The sequence below is a fragment of the Pseudomonas sp. Pseusp15 genome (assembly GCF_059492165.1).
The window spans coordinates 3,222,815-3,241,999 of the sequence record NZ_CP168523.1; the positions used below are offsets into that span (position 1 = coordinate 3,222,815).

The window sequence follows — 19,185 nt, forward strand, 5'->3', positions numbered from 1 at the left end:
TGACATGGCGACTCATCTGCACGGCACGCAACCGATTCTCCCGCCGACTGCCCCCCAACCCCTGGCCGGCAGTTGGCGACAACTGGAGCCTAAACGCCTGTCCCTGAGCCTGCTGACGGCTCTGGTGATCGGCTCGATGATCGGCAGCGGCATTTTCAGCCTGCCGCAAAACATGGCCGCCAGTGCGGGTGCCGGTGCCATCCTGATTGGCTGGCTGATCACCGGCGTCGGCATGCTGTCGCTGGCACTGGTCTATCAAACCTTGTCCAGCCGTCAGCCGACCCTGGACAACGGCGTGTTTGCCTATGCCCGGGCGTTGGGCGGTGAGTTCCTCGGCTTCAACTCCGCCTGGGGCTATTGGATCAGCGCCTGGGTCGGCAACGTCAGTTACATGGTGATTCTGTTTTCCGCGCTGAGTTTTTTCTTCCCGCTGTTTGGCGAAGGCAACAACAAAGCGGCGATTGTCGGGGCGTCCGTGGTGCTCTGGTCATTGCACTGGATGATCCTGCGGGGCATGCGCACCGCGGCCAAAGCCAACGCCCTGACCACACTGGCCAAAGTCGTGCCCTTGCTGCTGTTTATCGGGCTGGTGATCGCGGCCTTCCAGCGTAAAACCTTCATGGTCGACTTCTGGGGCTCTCCCGCACTGGGCAGCACGCTGGATCAGGTCAAAAGCACCATGCTGGTGACCGTCTGGGTGTTCATCGGGATCGAGGGTGCCAACGTGTTTTCCGCCCGAGCGGCAGAACGCGTCAATGTCGGCCGTGCCACCGTTATCGGTTTCGTCATTACCTTGTTGCTGCTGATTGCGGTGTCCCTGTTGTCGCTGGGCATTCTCGGACAACCGGAGCTGGCGACCCTGAAAAACCCTTCGATGGCGGGCGTACTTGAGGCAGTTGTCGGGCCGTGGGGCGCGATGCTGATCAGCATCGGCTTGATCATTTCAGTCGGTGGCGCCCTGCTCGCCTGGACGCTGCTGGCAGCCGAATCGATATTCACCCCGGCCAAGGAAAAGGTCATGCCGGGTACGCTCGCCATGGAGAGCACCCGTGGCGTGCCCGCCAATGCGCTGTGGATCACCAACGGCTGCATACAGCTGTTCCTGCTGCTGACGCTGTACTCGAGCGCCACTTACCTGACCCTGATTTCCCTGGCCACTTCGATGATTCTGCTGCCGTACCTGTTCAGCGGTTTGTACGCATTGAAACTGACCTGGCAGGGCCAGACCTACGCCGGTCACCGTGGCCTGCAACTGCGTGACATGGCCATTGCCTCGGTCGCCACGCTGTATTGCCTGTGGTTGCTGTATGCCGCCGGGCCTAAATACATGTTGCTCAGCGCTTTGCTCTACGCCCCTGGCTCGTTGATTTACCTGGGCACCCTGAAGGCTCGTCAGGGACAAGCGCTCAACGGCCCCGAGACGGGACTGTTGATCATTATCTGGGTGGCGGCAGCCATCGCCGGCTGGATGTTGTGGTCCGGAACACTGGCCTTGTAAGGGCGAGTGCCGGGTTGTTGTTTTGTCGTGGTGGGCCAAAACCAATGCTCGCGGCTCACCTTATTCGCCAAGAGGAGAAAAGAAAATGAGCAACTCCGTGAAGAAAGTACCCGTTCATACCGAAGCGAAAACCGCTCTGCGCCCAAAGACAGCTGAACTGATGCGCCCCTTCGAAAAGCTTCGGCAACAGGTCGACCATCTGTTCGAAGACTTCAGTCTTGGCTCGGGGTTGTCGCTGTTCAACCGTGGACTGTTCGATGTCGCCCCCCTGTGGGACCGGGAGTTGATCGGTCAGAGCATGCCTGCGGTAGACATCGTCGAGAAAGATAAAAGCTTCGAAATCACTGCCGAGCTTCCCGGCATGGATCAGAAGGACATCGAGATCAAACTGTCCAATGGCAGCCTGATCATCAAAGGGGAAAAGCAAGAAGCGAAGGAAGAAAAAAAGAAAGGCTACTATCTCAGCGAACGTAGCTATGGCTCCTTCGAACGGATGTTCAACCTGCCCAAAGAGGTGGATGCCGATAAGATCGAAGCCAGTTACAGCAAAGGCGTACTGAGCATCTCGCTGCCGAAAAAGCCTGAAGCCCTGAAGGCTGACAAGGTCGTGCAGATCAAAGGCAACTGAGTCCCGGGCAGACCTGCCCCTTGTCGGGAAACCGACAAGGGGTTTTTTATGGGTACCAGACAACCTCGCCCTTCATCTCCTGAACGTTGTGGGGCTCTTATCGACCAACCAATGCCTTGAGCTCGGTCAGCGAGCGGGTATTGATCACGTTGTGTTTTTCCAGCCAGCCACGGCGTGCCTGAGCGACGCCATAACGCAAGTTGGCGAAATCAGCAGTGCGGTGTGCATCCGAATTGACGCTGATCAGCACACCTTCATCCTTGGCGTACTGGCACTGCAGGTCGAACAGATCCATGCGTTGCGGTTGCGCGTTGAGTTCCAGGCAGCAACCACGCTGAGCGGCAGCCTTGATGATTGCCGGCAGGTCCAGGTTCAGCGGGTCGCGTTCATTGATCAGGCGACACAGGGGGTGGGCCAGGATGGTGAAGTAGCGATGGTCCATGGCCCTGAGAAGGCGTTGGGTCTGTTGACGCAGCGTCAGGCCGAAATGACTGTGGACGGCGCCCACCACCAGATCCAGGCGTCCCAGGATATCGTCGGGTAAATCCAGGTGGCCGTCTTCGAGAATGTCCACCTCGATACCCTTGAGCAACGTCATGCCCTGCAAGCGACTGTTAAGCGCATCGATTTGGTCGATCTGTTTCAACAATTGCTCGACTCCCAGCCCATGGGCCACCCTGAGGGACTGTGAATGGTCGGTGATCGCCAGGTATTCCAGCCCGGCCTCCCGGGCCGCCAGCGCCATCTCTTCCAGGCTGTTGCCTCCATCCGAAGCGCGGGTATGCGCATGAAGGTCGCCTTTGAGGTCGGTCAACTCAATCAGCCCAGGCAAATGGCCGGCCAATGCCGCAGCGACTTCGCCACGGTCTTCGCGCAGTTCCGGCGTGATCCACGGCAAGCCCAATGCCTGATAGACCGAAACCTCGGTGGTGCTGGCCAGGCGATTTTTGGCCCGGAACACGCCATATTCATTGAGCTTGAGCCCCAGCTTCTGAGCCCTCTGACGAATCGCGATGTTATGAGCCTTGCTACCGGTGAAATACACCAGTGCAGCGCCATACACCGCCGGCTCGACGACACGCACATCCACTTGCATGCCTGAGTTCAGCATGACGCTTGCACGCGTGTGCCCCTTGACCAGTACGGTGGAAATGTCCGGATGGCTGATGAACTGCGTGGTGACATCCACCGAAGGCGCTGCCGCCACCAGAATATCGATGTCGCCGACGGTGTCGCGCATGCGTCGCAGGCTTCCGGCAGTGGTTGCTTGCTCGACTCCCGGCATCTGCTGCAGGTATTCGGTCAGTCTGCGCGCCATCGGCTCAACCAAAGCCAACGGCAAACGGCGATCCTTTCCGATCCCCTTCTGCGCGGCACTCAACAGCCGCGCTTCCATCCGCTCACCGAAGCCGGGCAAATGGCGAATGCGACCCTGTTGAGCGGCCAGACAGAGCTGCTGCGCAGTTTCGATACCCAGGTCGTGATAAAGGTTTTTGACGCGCCTGGGTCCCAACCCGGCAATGGAAAGCAGCCCGACCAGCCCGGGTGGCAATGTCGAACGCAAGCGTTGGCGTAGCGAGCAATCACCGGTGGTCACGATTTCATTGATCTTGCCGGCAAGATCAACCCCGATCCCGGTCAGTTTGGGTAGCGGCTCGCCACGAGCGAGGGTTTTCGCCACATCAAAGGTCAGCGCCCTCAGGGTCCGTGCTGCATTGCGGTAAGCCCGGATCCGGAAGGGATTGGCGTCCTCGATGTCCAGCAGGTCAGCGATTTCATCAAAAACCGCAGCGATATGATCGTTGTCGACCACCTGACTGCCGCTGGTCGGGGGCGACAAGACCGCCAAAGGTGCCTGCAAAGGTATGGCGGTGTGCTTCATGGCGTGACTCCCATCGCACAGGCTTCATGAAATCAGCATTACCGATCCAGCCTTCCCGGCATTGATATAGGTCAGACAGCAACCGAACACTCATCGGCCACTTCGTGCACCGACTATTGATAAAACTCAAATGCTCGACTGCATTCAGGCGTAGGAATGATTGAAGAGGCGGTACAGGCCCGCGACGTCGAATGGATCGAAAACAACCCCGTGCGAGCCCTGCCCTGACAGTCGACGTGATGCCGCGCCGCATCGCACGTCGGGCAATCCACCCTTATGGGGATGACGTTCATGAACACACCTTCCCAGAACATGCTGAACCAGCTGTATGGCACGCATACCCACATTGACGAGGCCTCCATCGTCCCGCTCTTGCGCCAATACGCCGAACCCCTGCCGGAACTGAGTTCACCGGCCTTTGGCGAAATGTTCGACCGCTTCGCCGATGCGCGCGTGGTGATGATCGGTGAAGCCAGCCATGGCACCAGTGACTTCTATCGGACCCGGGCGGCGATTACCCAACGGCTGATCGAGCAACACGGATTCAATATCGTGGCCGTTGAAGCAGACTGGCCGGACGCGGGCCATGTAGACCGTTATGTCAGAGGGTTGGCGCGCTCGGCGTGGACGCGGCACATTTTCAGCCGGTTCCCGACCTGGATGTGGCGCAACACCGATGTGAGAGCGTTCACCCATTGGCTGCATCAATACAACCACCAACACGCACCTGAACAGCGCGTCGAGTTTCGCGGTCTGGACGTTTACAGTTTGCGCAATTCCATCCATGAGGTGCTGAGCTATCTGGACCGTGTCGACCCGCAACTGGCACACGAAGCACGGCGTCGCTATGGCTGTTTGACCCCGTGGCAGGATGATCCTGCGCTGTACGGCCACTTCGTCGAACGCGACGGCATAATGCCCTGCGAGCATGCGGTGGTCGAACAGCTCAATGCCATGCTGGCCGAGCAACTGGCCGGGGATATCAAGGACGATGAAGCGTTCTTCGATGCGACCCAGAACGCCCGGGTCATCCTGGCGGCGGAACAATATTACCGAGCGATATATCGAGGTTCGACGGCCTCCTGGAACCTGCGTGACAGGCACATGTTCGACACGTTACGTGTGTTGCTCGAACACCGCGGTCCGCAAGCCAAGGCCGTGGTGTGGGCGCACAACTCCCATATCGGCAATGCGGCCGCGACCGAGATGGGCTGGAAAGGTCAGTTCAATATCGGTCAACTGTGCCGCAATGCCTACGGGCGCGATGTGGTTCTGATCGGCATGAGCACCGACCGTGGCCAGGTGGCCGCGGCCGACGACTGGGATTGCGAGATGCTCATCAAGGACATCCGGCCGTCCCGGCCAGACAGTTGGGAGCGTAAGTTCCTCGACGCCGGCGTCCCGGCTTCATTGACCGACTGGCGGGATCCACAGCGAAAAGAGCTGCGCCGGGCCCTGTCCAAACCGCTGCTGGAACGGGCCATCGGTGTGATCTATCGACCCGCGAGCGAACGCTTCAGCCATTACTTCGAGTCAGTGTTGACCGAACAATTCGACGCCATGGTCTGGATTGAACAGACGCAACCGGTAACCGCGTTGCCCCTGCCAAAAAGCCAGGCGCTGGAACCGGAAGACGAAACCTTTCCATTCGGCATATGACAGGCATCGGACGGTGGTCGTCTGCCTGGGATGACTACCGTCGCAAATACTGCTCGAACCAGTCGCCGGCCAGTCTGGCGACTTCTTCGAGGGCTCCTGCTTCTTCAAAAAGATGTGTCGCGCCCGCGACCACTTCCAGACGCTGCTCGCACTGCAGGGCGCGACTGCTTTGCACATTGAGGTTGAGCACTACCGGATCCAGCTCACCGACAATCTGCAAGGTCGGCGCCTTCACTCGGGACAGCGCCTCACCCGCCAGATCGGTCCGCCCTCCCCGGCTCACCACCGCATGCACCACGTCCGCCCGCTCGGCCGCTGCCAACAGTGCCGCCGCAGCACCGGTGCTTGCGCCGAACAATCCGATCGGTAGCGGTTGCAGTTCGGCGTCCCGACCAATCCAGTCGATCACCTTCACCAGTCGGTTGGACAGCAGCGCAATATTGAAACGCAATTCCCGGGTCTGGTTGTCCAGGTATTGCTCTGGCTCCGTGAGCAGATCGAACAGCAACGTGCCCAACCCCCGCTCAGCCAGCGACAGCGCAACCTGTTGATTACGCGGGCTTGAACGACCACTGCCGCTGCCATGAACGAACACCACCAGGCCGCCAGCGTGCACCGGCAGACGCAAGTCGGCAGACAGCTCCACGTTCCCCAGGTCCAGCTTTCGATAGCGAAGCTCAAACATCGGAGTTCTCCTGACCGGAAGCACTCGTGCCGGATTCTCTGCGCCAGGCCCGATGCAAAAGATCGATGACTTCTTCGTCCGAGGTCTGGGAAAAATTCAAATACCAATTGCCGATCGACATCAGCCACTCGGGGGTGAGCGGGCAGATCACCTCATCGACTTCGCTAAACAGCGCCTCTACCGTCTCCGGTGGCGCCACCGGCACGGCGACGACAATCCGCGACGGCGCTTGCAGGCGCGCCGCCTGGACCGCCGCCATCATCGAGGCCCCGGTCGCCAGGCCATCGTCGACCAGAATCACCACCTGATCCTTGAGCGCCAAGGGGGCACGCGAGCCCCGGTACAGGCGCTCACGACGCAACAGCTCCTGGGTTTCCCGTGCCACCACGTTATCGAGCGTGCGCTGATCGATGCGGTTCGCCCGCAGCGTATCGTCATTGACGATCTGGATACCGCCACTGGCAATCGCGCCCATGGCGAACTCCTGATGGAATGGCACCCCGAGCTTGCGGACCAGCATCAGGTCCAGGCGAACCTCCAGGGCCGTGGCAATTTCATAGGCCACCGGCACGCCGCCACGGGGCAAGGCGAGAACGATGACATCGGGTCGATGAGCGTATTTGAGCAGCGGCTCCACCAGCCTTCGACCGGCATCAACCCGGTCACGCAGGAGGGTTTGCGTTGAGGGACTATAAATCACTTGAAAACCTCCCCAGGCGAGCACACCTGTCGGTTCGTATCACACAGCCTTGACCTCTCCACGTCCTTGCGGGATCAAGCATCAGTTTTTATTAAAAATCCTCCGCTGGAGTCTCCTTGTCGTTGATTTTTATCAAGCTCGCGCGCAAGGCCAACCCTGTCCGCGCAAGGGACCGGGCATTTCATTTCGCCGTTGTTGATCAATATCAATCAGGCTGGGGCCCAATGGATTACGTTGCCAATAGTGGACAGCGCCGCCCCGCAGCGGCGCGCTATGGGAGACTGTCATGCCGACCTTATTTGCGAGCCCGCGATTGCGCTTGTACGACAGCGATGAACTCGATTCGGTGTTGCAGGCAATGGCGCGCCAGGCCGCGGCACTGTTGCCGCCCACTCAAACGGCACTGATTGGCATCCAGCGCCGCGGCGAACCTCTGGCGCAGCGTTTACAGCAGCATCTGTCACATCAGACCGGCCAGCCAGGACTGCCGCTCTACCCCTTGAAGGTCAAGCGCTATGCCGATGACCTCAAAGTGCTGCATGCCCACACCGAACTGACCGAAAACCCGCAGCTGGGCGAGCTGGACCTTGCCAGCACCACCCTGCTCGTTGTCGACGATGTGCTGTTTGAAGGCCATTCGCTCCTGCGTACCTGCGCGTATCTGGCGCAACTCGGTGCTCGTCGGGTCTACACGGCCGTATTGGTCGACCGGCACGTCTGCCAGCAGCCGATCCATGCCGATATCGTCGGCGTGCATCTGCAAGTGGCCGCCACTGACATCGTCGAATGCAACGTGCCCCCTTACGAAAGGGAGTTTTGTATTGAAGTCTGGCGGCATGGCGCCGCGCGATGACGGCGCAACATGCGTAATCGAACAGAGAGTAGCGCTTACTGTTTGCTTTTTTCGTCCTGGTCGCCTTCCATCATTCGTGGTCTGACCATGTGCATCGGCATCTGCCAACGGTCATTGCCGTAGAGCCGGTGATGCACCACCGTCCAGAACAGGTCGAAAATGGTTTTCTGCTCAGCATCCAATACCCCGTAGAAAGTTTTGGTACGCACCAGCGCAGCATCCATGCGCTCCAGATGCGCCTCCATCCACTTGGTTTGTGTGCGCAAACGCTCTATCTCTCTGGCCATTCTTTCGGGGGTCGTTTCATCCGTCGACGCCCTCTTCGTGCTCGCGCTTTCATCACGTTCGGCCTTGGCCTTTTCCTGATGCTGATTGGCGTCCGCCATGACCCCCGTGGCCCATGTGTCCCAGGCAGCCATTTGCTCCGGCTTAAGATTGAGCTTGCCCTTGAGATCGTCCAGGGTTTGTTGCGTGTATTTGACCCAGTCGAAATCCTGAAAACGATGATACATACCACCTTGCGCAGCAGACGTCGGCGGGTTGGCGAAGACGCTGGTAGAGGGCACCAGCAACACGCTTGCCGCCATCAAAATGCATTGGCCGATCAGGCTTGATCTGTTCATTTCAGTTCATCTCGATACCGTGGGTTGATTCGAGAATAGGAGTCGGCCTGGGAGCGTATCTGATCCACATCAGAAAACAGGCAGACCGTCGGGCGAGTGGATAAACGGTCGAGCTGCCCCGGAAGAGGAGCGGCCAACAATCGTTATCCACGGTGCTGTCACCCAATCCAGCGGATCACGGGTTCATTCCGGGGCACGGGCGCGGGCGCAGATTTCGGGTGACCCACGATGATCGGTGCCACTGGCGTCCACTCGGTGGGAAGGCCAAGTGCATGCTTTCCTTGCGCAGTACCGAGAAACCCCTGGGCAAAACCGATCCAGCAACTCCCCAGCCCTTCAGCGTACGCCGCGAGCATCAGGTTCTCGGCAGCCAGTGCGCAGTCTTCGACAACCCACTGACCCGGCGCGGTTCCCGAAATCAGGATGAGTACCGGCGCGTGGTAGAAGATTTGATAGTTTTCATCATCGAGCAACGTATGGAAGTGCTCGGGCTGGGCCTCGGGGGGTATCGTCGCCAACAGGTGAGCCTTCGCTTCGCGCGAGACCCGATCCAGCAGGCTCTGGTCGCGTATGACGGTAAATGTCCACGGTTGTTGGTTCATCGCGCTGGGCGCCTGCGCAGCGGCACTGATCAAACGACGAATGATGTCTTCATCAACCGCTTCTGTTGTGTACTCCCGTGTCGAGCGACGGCCCAAGATCGCCTTATTGATGTTCATGAGGGGCATACCTCAAAAGAGTGTCATATCCTTTATAAAGTCATCCGCCCACGAGGGCTTGCTGTTGATCTAAATCAAATCAAGGCACAACCGGCCTCCCGTTTTGTCTGACGACTCGCCCCCTCGGAGCGGACCACATTGCGCGAAATTGATCTGCATCAGATAGACGATGAACGCTCAATACACACTGCAAGCGTCTGGCTCGCGCAGGAGCGCTGACATGTGCGGGAAAATCATGGCGTGTATCGGTGGGAGTGTCGCGTTCCGGCTGCTGATCCGCGTCATGCTGATAGGCGTCTGCGCACTGGCCTGGAGCACGGGCGGCGCCGCACAGAGCGCCGCACAGAACGTCGAACCACGCGTCACGATCCTCGTTTACCACCGTTTCTCGGACACGGCGGACGACTCGATGACCGTGCGCATGAGCACCTTCGAAACTCAGTTACGCGTCCTGCGCGAGCACGGTTATCACATTGTGTCGCTACGCGAAGTGGTCGACTGGCTGCGCAATCCCGATGCGACACTAGCGTCGAAGCCGGTGGCGATCACCATCGACGACGGGCATCGTTCGGTCTTCGACAAACTGCTGCCCGTCATCCAGCGCGAACGCTTTCCGGTGACCCTGTTTATCTATCCATCGGCCATCTCCAACGCGTCCTATGCGCTGACCTGGGAGCAGTTGCGAACCCTGAAGCAGACCGGGCTCTTCGACATCCAGTCGCATACGTACTGGCATCCCAATTTCAACGTCGAGCGCAGGCACCGCACGCCGGCGGATTTCCAGCAATTCGTCCGAACCCAACTGCAAAAATCACGTCAACGCATCGAGTCGCAAACCGGTGCGCAGCAGGTCGACATGCTCGCGTGGCCGTTCGGTATCTATGACGACGAGTTGATCGCACTCGCCTCCGAAGAGGGTTACGCAGTGGCCTTCACACTAGACGCGCGCAAGGCTGACCGGCACGTGCGACTGCTCGCCCTGCCGCGCTTTCTGATGAGTGATGCCTATGGCGCACACGCGTTCGCGCAGTTGCTCGGTGAACCGGACACTCAGCCGACAACAGGGAACCCGCGATGACCGTTATCCGCGCATTGAGGCGCTATGCGATCCCGGCGCTATTCGTCGTCACGGCCCTGCTGACCGGGCGAAGCGCACTGGCTGTCACCGGTGTCGTGCTCGACTCGAGCACGCAGAACCCGCTCGCCGACGCAATCATCACGACCTCGGCCGGCGTGATGCGTACCGACGAAAACGGGCGGTTCGAGACGGCCGAGGCGGTCGAGAGTGTCGCCGCCCGCGCCCCAGGGTATTTGCGCACCGAGGCCAAAGTGAGCGACGAAACGCCCGTGACGCTCGCACTGACCCCGTTTCGCCCCAAAGCGGTCTATCTGTCGGTGTTCGGTGTGACCAGTTCGACCCTGCGCAACAACGCTGTCAGCCTTGCTGAAAACACCGAGATCAATGCATTGGTGATCGACGTCAAGGGTGACCGTGGCCTGACGCCCTATCGCAGTGCGGCGCGCGAGGCGATCGGCGCAACGGCCCACTTGACCACACGGGCACCTCAGATGCGCGACTTTCCGGCGCTGCTTGCCAAGCTACGCGCGCAACACCCGTACCTGATCGCGCGCATCGTGGTGTTCAAGGACGATCCATTGGCCAGTGCGCATCCAGAGTGGAGCGTGCACACCGCTGACGGCCAGCCGTGGCGGGATCTCGAAAAACTGCAATGGATGGATCCGTTTTCGCCCGAGGTCTGGCAGCACAATCTCGATGTCGCCGAGGAGGCTGCGCAGATGGGTTTCGACGAGATCCAGTTCGACTATGTGCGTTTTCCCGACAAGAGCGGGCTACGCTTTGCCCTCCCCAACAACCGCGCCAACCGGACCGCGGCGATCATCGGTTTTCTGCAGGCCGCACGCGCACGACTCGCCCCCTACAATGTATTTGTCTCCGCGGACATCTTCGGCTACGTCTGCTGGAACCTCGACGATACGGCGATCGGCCAGCAAATCGAACTGCTGGGCGCGGAGCTCGACTACATTTCGCCAATGCTGTACCCGTCCGGTTTCACATGGGGGCTGCCGGGCTTTACCAACCCGACAGCCGACCCCGGCCAGATTGTCAGGCGTACCCTGGCGGAGGCGATGAAGCGCACCCACCTGCCGGGCGTGCGCTTTCGTCCCTGGTTGCAGGCCTTTCGTGACTATGCCTTCGATCGTCGCCCGTTTGACGCGGCCGCGATCAGTGCTCAGGTTCACGCCGCCGACGCAGCCGGCACCGATGGATGGATGTTATGGAACCCACGCAATCACTACGAGGCCGCCGATTTGCCACAGCGCTGAAGCGCTGGGCGATGCTGCTTGGCCTGGCGATGGCGGCGCACATCGCATGCGCCGCTGATCTCGATGCGACGACGCGCCTGCAAGCCGCACAAATCGTCGAGGGCCAGATCGCCGCCGGACGCGTTCCGGGGGCGGTTGTCCTGATCGGTGACGCCACAAAGGTGTTCTATCGTCAGGCCTTTGGACAACGCACGACGACGCCCCCCCGCGAGCCGATGACGCTGGACACCGAGTTCGATCTGGCATCGCTGACCAAAGTCATCGCGACGACCACGGCCATCCTGCAACTGGCCGAAACGGGCCGCCTCAACCTGGACGCCCCCGTTGCACGGTATTGGCCGGCCTTTGGGGCGCAGGGCAAAGAGGAGGTGAAGGTGCGTGACCTGCTTGCACACACGTCCGGGCTGCGCCCAGATTTGCCTGGGCGGCCACCCGGTGCGGGCCGCAAAGGTGTGTTGAGCGCCATCGCGGCGCAACGGCTGCGCAACGCGCCGGGTGCCCAAGTCATCTACAGTGACCTGAATTTCGTGGTGCTCGGCGAGCTGGTCGAACGCATCACCCACAGCTCGCTCGACGCCTATTGCCAGGCTCACATCTTCGGGCCGCTGGGCATGCGCGATACGGTTTTTCTGCCGGATACCCTGCGAGCGATACGCAGCGCACCGACACTCGCCACCAAGGCCGGCACGCTCCGGGGGCACGTACACGATCCGACGGCGCAATGGATGGGCGGTGTCTCCGGCAACGCCGGGCTGTTTTCCACGGCGGACGACCTTGCGCGTTTCGCGCAGATGGTGCTGAACCAGGGGCGCGCAGGCAGCCGGCAGATTCTGCGGCCGGCGAGCATCGCCGCCCTCGCGAGCGCCGTTTCACCGCTCGACAGCGTGCCGTGGCGCGGCCTCGGCTGGGAACTGGCCGCACCGTTCGTATCGAACCATGATCGTCTACCGCCGATTGGCGTCATCGGCCATACCGGATACACCGGCACGGGGCTGTGGATTGATCTGGTGACCCGCCAATTCATCGTCATCCTGAGCAACCGGGTGTATCCCGATGACAGCGGTGACGCGCGCCCGCTTCGTGCGCAATTGCTCGCATTGATGGCCAGTCGCGGGGCGCCTGCAAGCGGCGCGCAAATCGGCCGGTTGTTGCCCTCAGCGTTGCCGGCGCTGCGTGCCGCCGATCGCCTGCCCACCTCGACGGGCCCGGTGCAGACAGGCATTGACGTGCTTGAGGCACAGCAGTTTGCCCCGCTCGCCGGCCTGCGCGTGGGCCTGATCACCAATCGCAGCGGATTCGACGCCAAAGGCCGACGCACCGTCGACGTCCTCGCCCACGCGCCAGGTGTCAGGCTGGCGGCATTGTTCTCACCGGAGCATGGGCTGAACATCGACGTGGACGAACGAGTCGGCGACACCCGCGACCCGGCGACGGGCCTCACCGTGCACAGTCTCTACGGCGCAACGCAGCGCTTCCCGGCCGGTGCGCTCAAAGGGCTGGATGCGCTGATCTTCGATATTCAGGACGCCGGCGTGCGCTTCTTCACCTATGAGACGACACTCGGCTACGCACTCGAAGCCGCCGCGGCGCAAGGCATTGCGCTGTTCGTGCTGGACCGGCCCGACCCACTCGGCGCACAACGTTTCGGCGGCCCGGTGATGGACAGTCGCCGTGAATCGTTTACCGGCTATTTCCCTGCACCGCTGCAGCCCGGCATGACCGTCGGCGAGCTGGCGCGTCTATTCAATCGCAACAAGCACATTGGTGCGGATCTGCGCGTTGTGCCGATGCTGGGATACCAGCGCGCGATGACCTTTGCCGACACCGGGTTGGGATGGGTGCCGCTCTCACCGAACCTGCGCACGCTCTCCCAGCTGGACCTGTACCCGGATATCGGTTTACTCGAAGGCGCAAATCTGAGTGTGGGGCGTGGCACGCCGCATCCGTTCGAGTGGGTCGGCGCGCCGTGGATCGACGCGACCCGGCTCGCAAACGCACTGAATGCGTTTGACGTCGGCGCGCATTTCGAGCCGGTCGACTTCGTCCCCACCGAATCAAACTGGCACGGTCGGCTCTGTCATGGTGTGAGCATCACCCGCCTCTCAACGCCTGCGCAACGCCCTGTAGCCAGCCTGGGGCTGACCCTGCTCGCCACCTTGCACACGCTCTATCCCCATATACTCGACCTGGCGGCGACCCGTGATTCAATCGGCTCGCAAAGCGTGTGGCAGGCGATTCGCGATGGCGCGACACCTGACGCGGCGCAAGCGCTCGACGCGGTGCCACTTGCGCGCTTCGCGCGGCTACGGCAGGAGAACTTGCTGTATTGACCTGCCCGACAGCGTCATCGACTACCTATCGATGGCGCCTGTCCGCCGGTTTTTTCCTTTTGCATCAGATACGCGACGAGCTTGTCCAGGGTGTCCACCCGTTGGTAATCGATTTCAGGAATGACCACCCCCAGGCTCCGATTCAGGGCCTCGATGAGGCGAAGCCAATCCATGGAGTCCAGATCAACCTCCTCGCGTAGCGGGCGGTCACCGGGTAATTGCTCGGGGTCGACTTCAGGAGCGATGCGCTTCAACGCGTTCAACACCTGATTGCGTACCGATAGCGGGTCCATGGGCTCACCCTCACAAATTCTCTGGGGTTTGTAACAAACGACGGACTTCCCCCAGGAAGCGTGCGCCGTAGTGACCATCGCTGACCCGATGGTCGGCTGACAAGCTGCTGACGACGGTGGGCATCACACACAACTGGCCATCTTTGACCCAGGGCCGCTCGCCGATACGGCCGAAACCGACCAGGGCAACCTGGGGCGGGTAGATCACCCCCAGTACGCTGTCTACGCCCTGATCGCCGAGCTGGGTGACCGTGATGCCGGCGCCACCCAGTTCGGAGCTGCGCAGAGAACCGCTGCGGGCGCGCTCCACCAGGCTGGACAGTTCACGCATCAAATCGGTCAAGGACGTGTCGGCCACATGCCGCAGGACCGGGGCGACCAGCCCGCCCTGGCGCAAGGTGATTGCCACGCCAAGGTCTGTATCGGCTGCCGGTTTAAAGCCGTTGTCCTGCCAGGAACCGTTGAGTTGTGGATAGTCGCGCAAGGCCAACGCCACCGCTTTGAGCAGCAAGACACCGGGTAACAGGCGCTCCGGCAATGGGCTTTGCGCGTTGTGTGCCTGCAGCCAGGCCATGGCCTTATCCAGGGCAATGGTTTCGCTCAGGTAGTAATGGGGAATCTCGCGTTTCGAACGACTCATCGCCGCCGCGATCGTGCGACGCATGGCCTGGTTGCGGTCAGGTTCCGGCGCCACACGGGCGGCTGCTTCGACATCTTCCAGGGTCACCACGCCGTGTGGACCATGACCCTGCAACTGACTGGCATCGAGCCCCAGTTCGGCCGCGCGCTTGCGCGCTGCGGGGGAAATCTTCGGCCGCTGCGCAGAAAGGTTTTCCACCTCACGCGGCACAGGCGCGGGCGTCGCTGTCCGTCGCGCGCTCTGCGGACTTTCACCCGGTTCCAGCAACTGCGCGATGACGGTACCGACAGGCACCTTGGCGCCGACATCGATCAGCAGTTGCAACACCGTGCCATCGTGCCAGCACTCCACATCGATAGCCGCCTTGGCCGTATCGACGACGGCAATCACCTGACCACGCTTGACCGCATCACCGGGATGGACTTTCCATTCCAGCAACGTGCCTTCATCCATATCAGCTCCCAGCGACGGCAATTTGAATTCGATCATGGTTGCCCCTCCTGGCCCGATACCTGGACGCGGTACATGCCTGTCATCACGTTGCATTCCCCTCGCACAGCTCATGTGCGGCGGCGACGATCGTCGACACTTGAGGCAGTGCGGCTTCTTCAAGATGCCGGGGATAAGGCATCGGCACTTCGGCGCTGCACACCCGCGCTGGCGGTGCATCCAGTTCGTAAAAGCCCTGCTCGACGATCCGCGTGATGATTTCCGCTGCCAGGCTGCCGCTGCGCCAGCCTTCATCGACGACGAGGGCGCGGCGGGTTTTGCAGACCGAGGTCATGATTGTGCTGTCATCCAGAGGGCGCAGAACCCGCAGGTCGATGACTTCACAATCAATGCCCTCCCCGGCCAGTTGCTCAGCCGCTGTCAGGGCTTTGCCGAGGGTGCCGCCATACGCAATCAGGGTCAGGTCCTTGCCGACTCGACGGACCTTTGCGGCACTGATATCCAGAGCCTTCCAGTCGCCGGTATCACCCTCCATGTTGTAGAGCTGGGCGTGTTCGAAAATCAGCACCGGGTCCGGATCCAGCAGCGCAGGCCAGAGCATGCCGCGTGCATCCTCGACGGTCGCCGGGGCGAGAATTTTCAGCCCGGGGATATGCGCATACCAGCCTTCGAGGCTGTGAGAGTGTTGCGCCGCAAGCTGACGTCCCGCGCCCGTCGCCATGCGCACCACCAGAGGAACCGAGAATTGTCCGCCGGACATATGCCGCAGGGCAGCAGCGGTGTTCATCAGAGGATCGAGGGCGAGCAGGCTGAAGTTCACGGTCATGATTTCTACGATCGGCCGCATGCCCCCCAGCGCCGCCCCGATACCGGCCCCCACGAAGCCCAATTCGGACAACGGCGCATCTCGAATGCGTTCCGGGCCGAATGCTTCAAGCAGCCCCAAAGAGACGGCATAGCTGCCACCGTAACGGCCGACATCTTCGCCCATCAGAAACACCCGAGGGTCGCGTTGCAACGCTTCACGCAGGGCCTCGCGCAACGCATCGCGGTAGGTCATGCGAGTGCTCATGGCGCGGCCCTCGGGGTGTAGACATCGCGAGACAGATCCTCCAGCGGTTCCAGGCTGGCGCTTTCGGCATAAGCGATGGCGGCCTCCACTTCAGCGTCCACCTGGGCCAGGATCGCCAGAAAACCGGGTTCGTCTAACAGGCCTTCGGCCTTGAGCCGGGCACTGTAGGTGTGAATCGGTCCGCGGGTCTTCCACTGCTCCACCTCGGCCTTGTCGCGATACAGCTGCGGGTCGAACATCGAGTGGGCGCGAAACCGATAGGTACGAAACTCCAGAAAAAAAGGCCCGCGCCCTTGCCGGATATGTTCAACCGCTTCACGGGTAGCTTCGTACACCGCGACCACATCCATGCCATCGACAGACCGGGTCTGGACCTTGTACGCCGAAGCTTTGGCACACAGGTCGGTTTGCGACTGCGAACGCTCCAGGGCCGTGCCCATGGCATAGAGGTTGTTCTCGCAGCAAAACAGCATCGGCAACTGCCACAGAGCGGCCAGGTTGATCGACTCGTGAAATGCCCCCTCTGCCATGGCACCTTCACCAAAAAAGCACGTGGAGAGCCGTGATCCACCCTGCATACGCTCGGCCAGCGCCAGGCCGACGGTGAGCGGCAAGCCGCCGGCGACGATGGCATTGCCGCCGAAGAAACGTGTACCGGCATCGAACAAGTGCATCGAACCGCCACGCCCTCGCGAGCAGCCTTCCTGGCGCCCGTACATCTCGGCCATGATGGTCTTCATGGGCACTCCCTTGATCAGGGCATGGCCATGTTCGCGATACGTCGCGACCACCGCATCGTCGGCTGCCAGCGCATGCAAAGCGCCGACCGCCACCGCTTCTTCACCGATGTACAGGTGCAGGAAGCCACGGATCTTGCCCTCCCCGTACAGCTCGCCGGCGCGCTCCTCAAGGCGACGGATGCGCACCATGTCTCGCAGCAAGTCGAGAGCAAAGTCCTTGGGCAACGATTGCAGGCTCATGACGGATTCTCCAGGCTGGAAGTATCGCCCTCCGGCAAACCCAGCTCCCGGGCCTTGAGCAGACGTCGCATGAGCTTTCCGCTGCGGGTGTGCGGCAGTGCCTGCATGAACGCCAGTTCCTTTGGCGCGACCACGGCACCGAGACGCTTGCGTCCATGGCCCAGCAATTCATCGTGCAGGGCCGGGCTGGCGGTGAATCCGCTCTTGAGCGAAACAAACGCCTTCACGGTTTCACCCAGCAGAGGATCGGGCTTGCCAATCACGGCAGCCTCGGCCACCGCCGGATGTTCCATCAGTGAGCTTTCCACCTCGAACGGGCCGATCAGGTGCCCGGCCGACTTGATGACGTCGTCGCCGCGGCTAACGAACCAGTAATAACCGTCGGCATCGCGACGCACCAGATCGCCACTGAGGTACCACTCACCGACGAAGCTCCGTCGATAGCGCTCCTCTTGCCCCAGATAAGTACGGAACATGGCGGGCCACGGTCGTTTCAGAGCCAGTTCACCGACTTCATTTGCCTCGAGAAACACCAGCGAACCGTCCGCCTTGCGCTCGACGATGGCTGCCTCGACACCGGGCAAGGGTTTGCCCATGGAGCCCGGTTTAATGGCCATCGAGACCGTGTTGGCAATCATGATTCCGCCGGTTTCGGTCTGCCACCAGTTGTCGTGGATCGGCAGCCCCAACACCTCTTTGCCCCACCAGACAGCCTCGGGATTGAGCGGCTCGCCGACACTGGCAATAAACCGCAGGCAGGGAAAGTGATGGCGGCGCGCCAAGGCGTCACCGGCTTTCATCAAGAGGCGAATGGCCGTCGGTGCCGTGTACCAGACCGTCACCTGTTGCTCTTCGAGAATCCTGTACCAGCGTTCGGCATCGAATTCGTTGCCCTCGACCACGCTGGTCACCCCCATCAGCAGCGGCGCGAAAATCCCGTATGAAGTCCCCGTGACCCAGCCCGGATCGGCGCTGCACCAGTAAATATCTTCAGGGTGTAAATCCAGGGCGTATTTGGCGGTGGCCCGGTGCGTCAACGCGGCGCCGTGCACATGCAACACGCCTTTGGGGGTGCCGGTCGTCCCGCTGGTGAAGTGTAAAAGTGCGGGGCTGTCGACCGTTGTCCGGGCGATGTCAAAATCGTCAGCAGCTTCGGCCAGCAATCGATGCACGTTGAGGGTGCCCTCAACAGCGTTCGTATCCCCACCCTCGGCGTCATACAGCAGTACATGCTTGAGTGCCGGCAAATGCTCACGAACCGCCGCGATCTTGCGTCGATAAAGAGTTTCGCTGGTCAACAGCACGCTGCCTTCACCAAGACGCATCCGGGTTTCGATGGGCTCGGGGCCGAACGCGCAGAATAACGGCGAAACCACGCAACCGAGCTTCAAGCCACCGAGCACGCCCAGATACAGCTCCAGCCCTTGGCCACAGAGCACAAACAAGCGTTCACCGGGGGCCACGCCCAATGTTTTCAGCACATTGGCAAAGCGGTTAGTCAGCGTGCTCAGTTGCCCGTAGCTGATGTCGCGGTGCCCGCCATGGCGATCGAGAATGCGCAACGCCGTATGTTCACGCTCCCCTCCCATTGCATGCCGATCCACCGCCTCATAGGCGAGGTTCATCCCGCCCCCTGGCAATCCGGCCAATTCGAGCGCCTCCACCTGCCATGAAAAGGCTGCGCGGGCTTGCTCGCTGTCCAGCCAATTGGGCTTTGTCGGCAAACGGGTGAGTTTCTTTTTGATCATCGGCAAATGCATGGGCTTCACCTCAACGGCTGTTCATCACAACCCGTCACCCAGGGGTGTGATCAACCGTGAACGGGAC

General features: G+C 61.1%; 17 protein-coding genes. 7 read left to right on the forward strand and 10 right to left on the reverse strand.

Annotated elements, in window-relative coordinates:
- The first annotated feature begins 4 nt into the window (after positions 1-4).
- Positions 5-1,498: an arginine-ornithine antiporter gene (arcD, locus tag ACEN8R_RS14545; RefSeq protein ID WP_018928188.1), complete on the forward strand. Its 1,494-nt coding sequence runs from the start codon at positions 5-7 to the stop codon at positions 1,496-1,498.
- A gap of 85 nt (positions 1,499-1,583) precedes the next feature.
- Complete coding sequence (locus tag ACEN8R_RS14550) at positions 1,584-2,126, forward strand: Hsp20/alpha crystallin family protein (RefSeq protein WP_018928189.1); 543 nt, start codon at positions 1,584-1,586, stop codon at positions 2,124-2,126.
- Between the two features lie 97 nt (positions 2,127-2,223).
- Here the strand turns inward: ACEN8R_RS14550 and polX are convergent, their stop codons facing one another.
- Positions 2,224-4,008 carry a DNA polymerase/3'-5' exonuclease PolX gene (gene polX, locus ACEN8R_RS14555; RefSeq protein WP_495624157.1) on the reverse strand — a complete coding sequence of 595 codons (1,785 nt, stop codon included), beginning with the start codon at positions 4,006-4,008 and terminating at the stop codon, positions 2,224-2,226.
- 291 nt (positions 4,009-4,299) lie between these two features.
- Between polX and ACEN8R_RS14560 the strand changes: the two genes are divergently transcribed.
- Entirely contained in the window at positions 4,300-5,667 is a 1,368-nt protein-coding gene (locus tag ACEN8R_RS14560) for an erythromycin esterase family protein (RefSeq protein ID WP_018928191.1), read from the forward strand.
- A 34-nt stretch (positions 5,668-5,701) separates the two neighbouring features.
- Here ACEN8R_RS14560 and ACEN8R_RS14565 read toward each other — a convergent pair whose 3' ends face one another.
- Together ACEN8R_RS14565 and ACEN8R_RS14570 are read right to left on the reverse strand one after the other, a co-directional pair.
- Positions 5,702-6,352, reverse strand: coding sequence for a dienelactone hydrolase family protein (locus ACEN8R_RS14565; protein WP_018928192.1), 651 nt, complete (start codon positions 6,350-6,352; stop codon positions 5,702-5,704).
- Positions 6,345-7,049, reverse strand: coding sequence for a phosphoribosyltransferase (locus ACEN8R_RS14570; RefSeq protein WP_032834042.1), 705 nt, complete (start codon positions 7,047-7,049; stop codon positions 6,345-6,347). Before ACEN8R_RS14570 ends, ACEN8R_RS14565 begins: the two co-directional genes overlap by 8 nt.
- Before the next feature lie 289 nt (positions 7,050-7,338).
- On the opposite strand from ACEN8R_RS14570, the gene ACEN8R_RS14575 reads away from it, so the two are divergent.
- On the forward strand, positions 7,339-7,905 hold the full coding sequence (locus ACEN8R_RS14575; protein ID WP_018928194.1) for a phosphoribosyltransferase family protein: 567 nt from the start codon (positions 7,339-7,341) through the stop codon (positions 7,903-7,905).
- Positions 7,906-7,940: 35 nt separating this feature from the next.
- On the opposite strand, the gene ACEN8R_RS14580 is transcribed toward ACEN8R_RS14575, so the two are convergent.
- Both ACEN8R_RS14580 and ACEN8R_RS14585 read right to left on the reverse strand, forming a co-directional pair.
- Positions 7,941-8,528, reverse strand: a complete 588-nt coding sequence (locus tag ACEN8R_RS14580; protein ID WP_018928195.1) for a Spy/CpxP family protein refolding chaperone — start codon at positions 8,526-8,528, stop codon at positions 7,941-7,943.
- A 158-nt stretch (positions 8,529-8,686) separates the two neighbouring features.
- Positions 8,687-9,247, reverse strand: a complete 561-nt coding sequence (locus ACEN8R_RS14585; RefSeq protein WP_028939730.1) for a nitroreductase family protein — start codon at positions 9,245-9,247, stop codon at positions 8,687-8,689.
- Between the two features lie 220 nt (positions 9,248-9,467).
- Here ACEN8R_RS14585 and ACEN8R_RS14590 point away from each other — a divergent pair, with 220 nt between their 5' ends.
- Genes ACEN8R_RS14590 through ACEN8R_RS14600 form a run of 3 tightly spaced genes read left to right on the forward strand, consistent with a single transcriptional unit; the run spans position 9,468 to position 13,923 of the window.
- The gene (locus ACEN8R_RS14590) at positions 9,468-10,325 is read left to right on the forward strand and encodes a polysaccharide deacetylase family protein (RefSeq protein WP_018928197.1); all 858 of its coding nucleotides are present in this window, start codon (positions 9,468-9,470) and stop codon (positions 10,323-10,325) included.
- Positions 10,322-11,593 (forward strand): putative glycoside hydrolase, encoded by a 1,272-nt coding sequence (locus ACEN8R_RS14595; RefSeq protein ID WP_018928198.1) that lies wholly within the window; start codon positions 10,322-10,324, stop codon positions 11,591-11,593. Before ACEN8R_RS14590 ends, ACEN8R_RS14595 begins: the two co-directional genes overlap by 4 nt.
- Positions 11,545-13,923: an exo-beta-N-acetylmuramidase NamZ domain-containing protein gene (locus tag ACEN8R_RS14600; protein ID WP_495624158.1), complete on the forward strand. Its 2,379-nt coding sequence runs from the start codon at positions 11,545-11,547 to the stop codon at positions 13,921-13,923. Before ACEN8R_RS14595 ends, ACEN8R_RS14600 begins: the two co-directional genes overlap by 49 nt.
- 14 nt (positions 13,924-13,937) lie before the next feature.
- Here ACEN8R_RS14600 and ACEN8R_RS14605 read toward each other — a convergent pair whose 3' ends face one another.
- From ACEN8R_RS14605 to acsA, 5 genes are read right to left on the reverse strand one after another with little or no spacing between them, the layout of a single operon-like run.
- Positions 13,938-14,216, reverse strand: coding sequence for an acyl carrier protein (locus tag ACEN8R_RS14605; RefSeq protein WP_495624159.1), 279 nt, complete (start codon positions 14,214-14,216; stop codon positions 13,938-13,940).
- Between the two features lie 10 nt (positions 14,217-14,226).
- On the reverse strand, positions 14,227-15,345 hold the full coding sequence (locus tag ACEN8R_RS14610) for a dihydrolipoamide acetyltransferase family protein (protein ID WP_495624160.1): 1,119 nt from the start codon (positions 15,343-15,345) through the stop codon (positions 14,227-14,229).
- Between the two features lie 46 nt (positions 15,346-15,391).
- The gene (locus ACEN8R_RS14615; protein WP_026286590.1) at positions 15,392-16,378 is read right to left on the reverse strand and encodes an alpha-ketoacid dehydrogenase subunit beta; all 987 of its coding nucleotides are present in this window, start codon (positions 16,376-16,378) and stop codon (positions 15,392-15,394) included.
- A complete protein-coding gene (pdhA, locus tag ACEN8R_RS14620; RefSeq protein WP_018928203.1) occupies positions 16,375-17,358 on the reverse strand; it encodes a pyruvate dehydrogenase (acetyl-transferring) E1 component subunit alpha in 984 nt (327 codons plus the stop codon). The genes ACEN8R_RS14615 and pdhA overlap by 4 nt, the downstream gene beginning before the upstream one ends.
- Positions 17,355-19,118 carry an acetate--CoA ligase gene (gene acsA, locus ACEN8R_RS14625; RefSeq protein WP_457326931.1) on the reverse strand — a complete coding sequence of 588 codons (1,764 nt, stop codon included), beginning with the start codon at positions 19,116-19,118 and terminating at the stop codon, positions 17,355-17,357. The genes pdhA and acsA overlap by 4 nt, the downstream gene beginning before the upstream one ends.
- Positions 19,119-19,185: the final 67 nt, after the last annotated feature.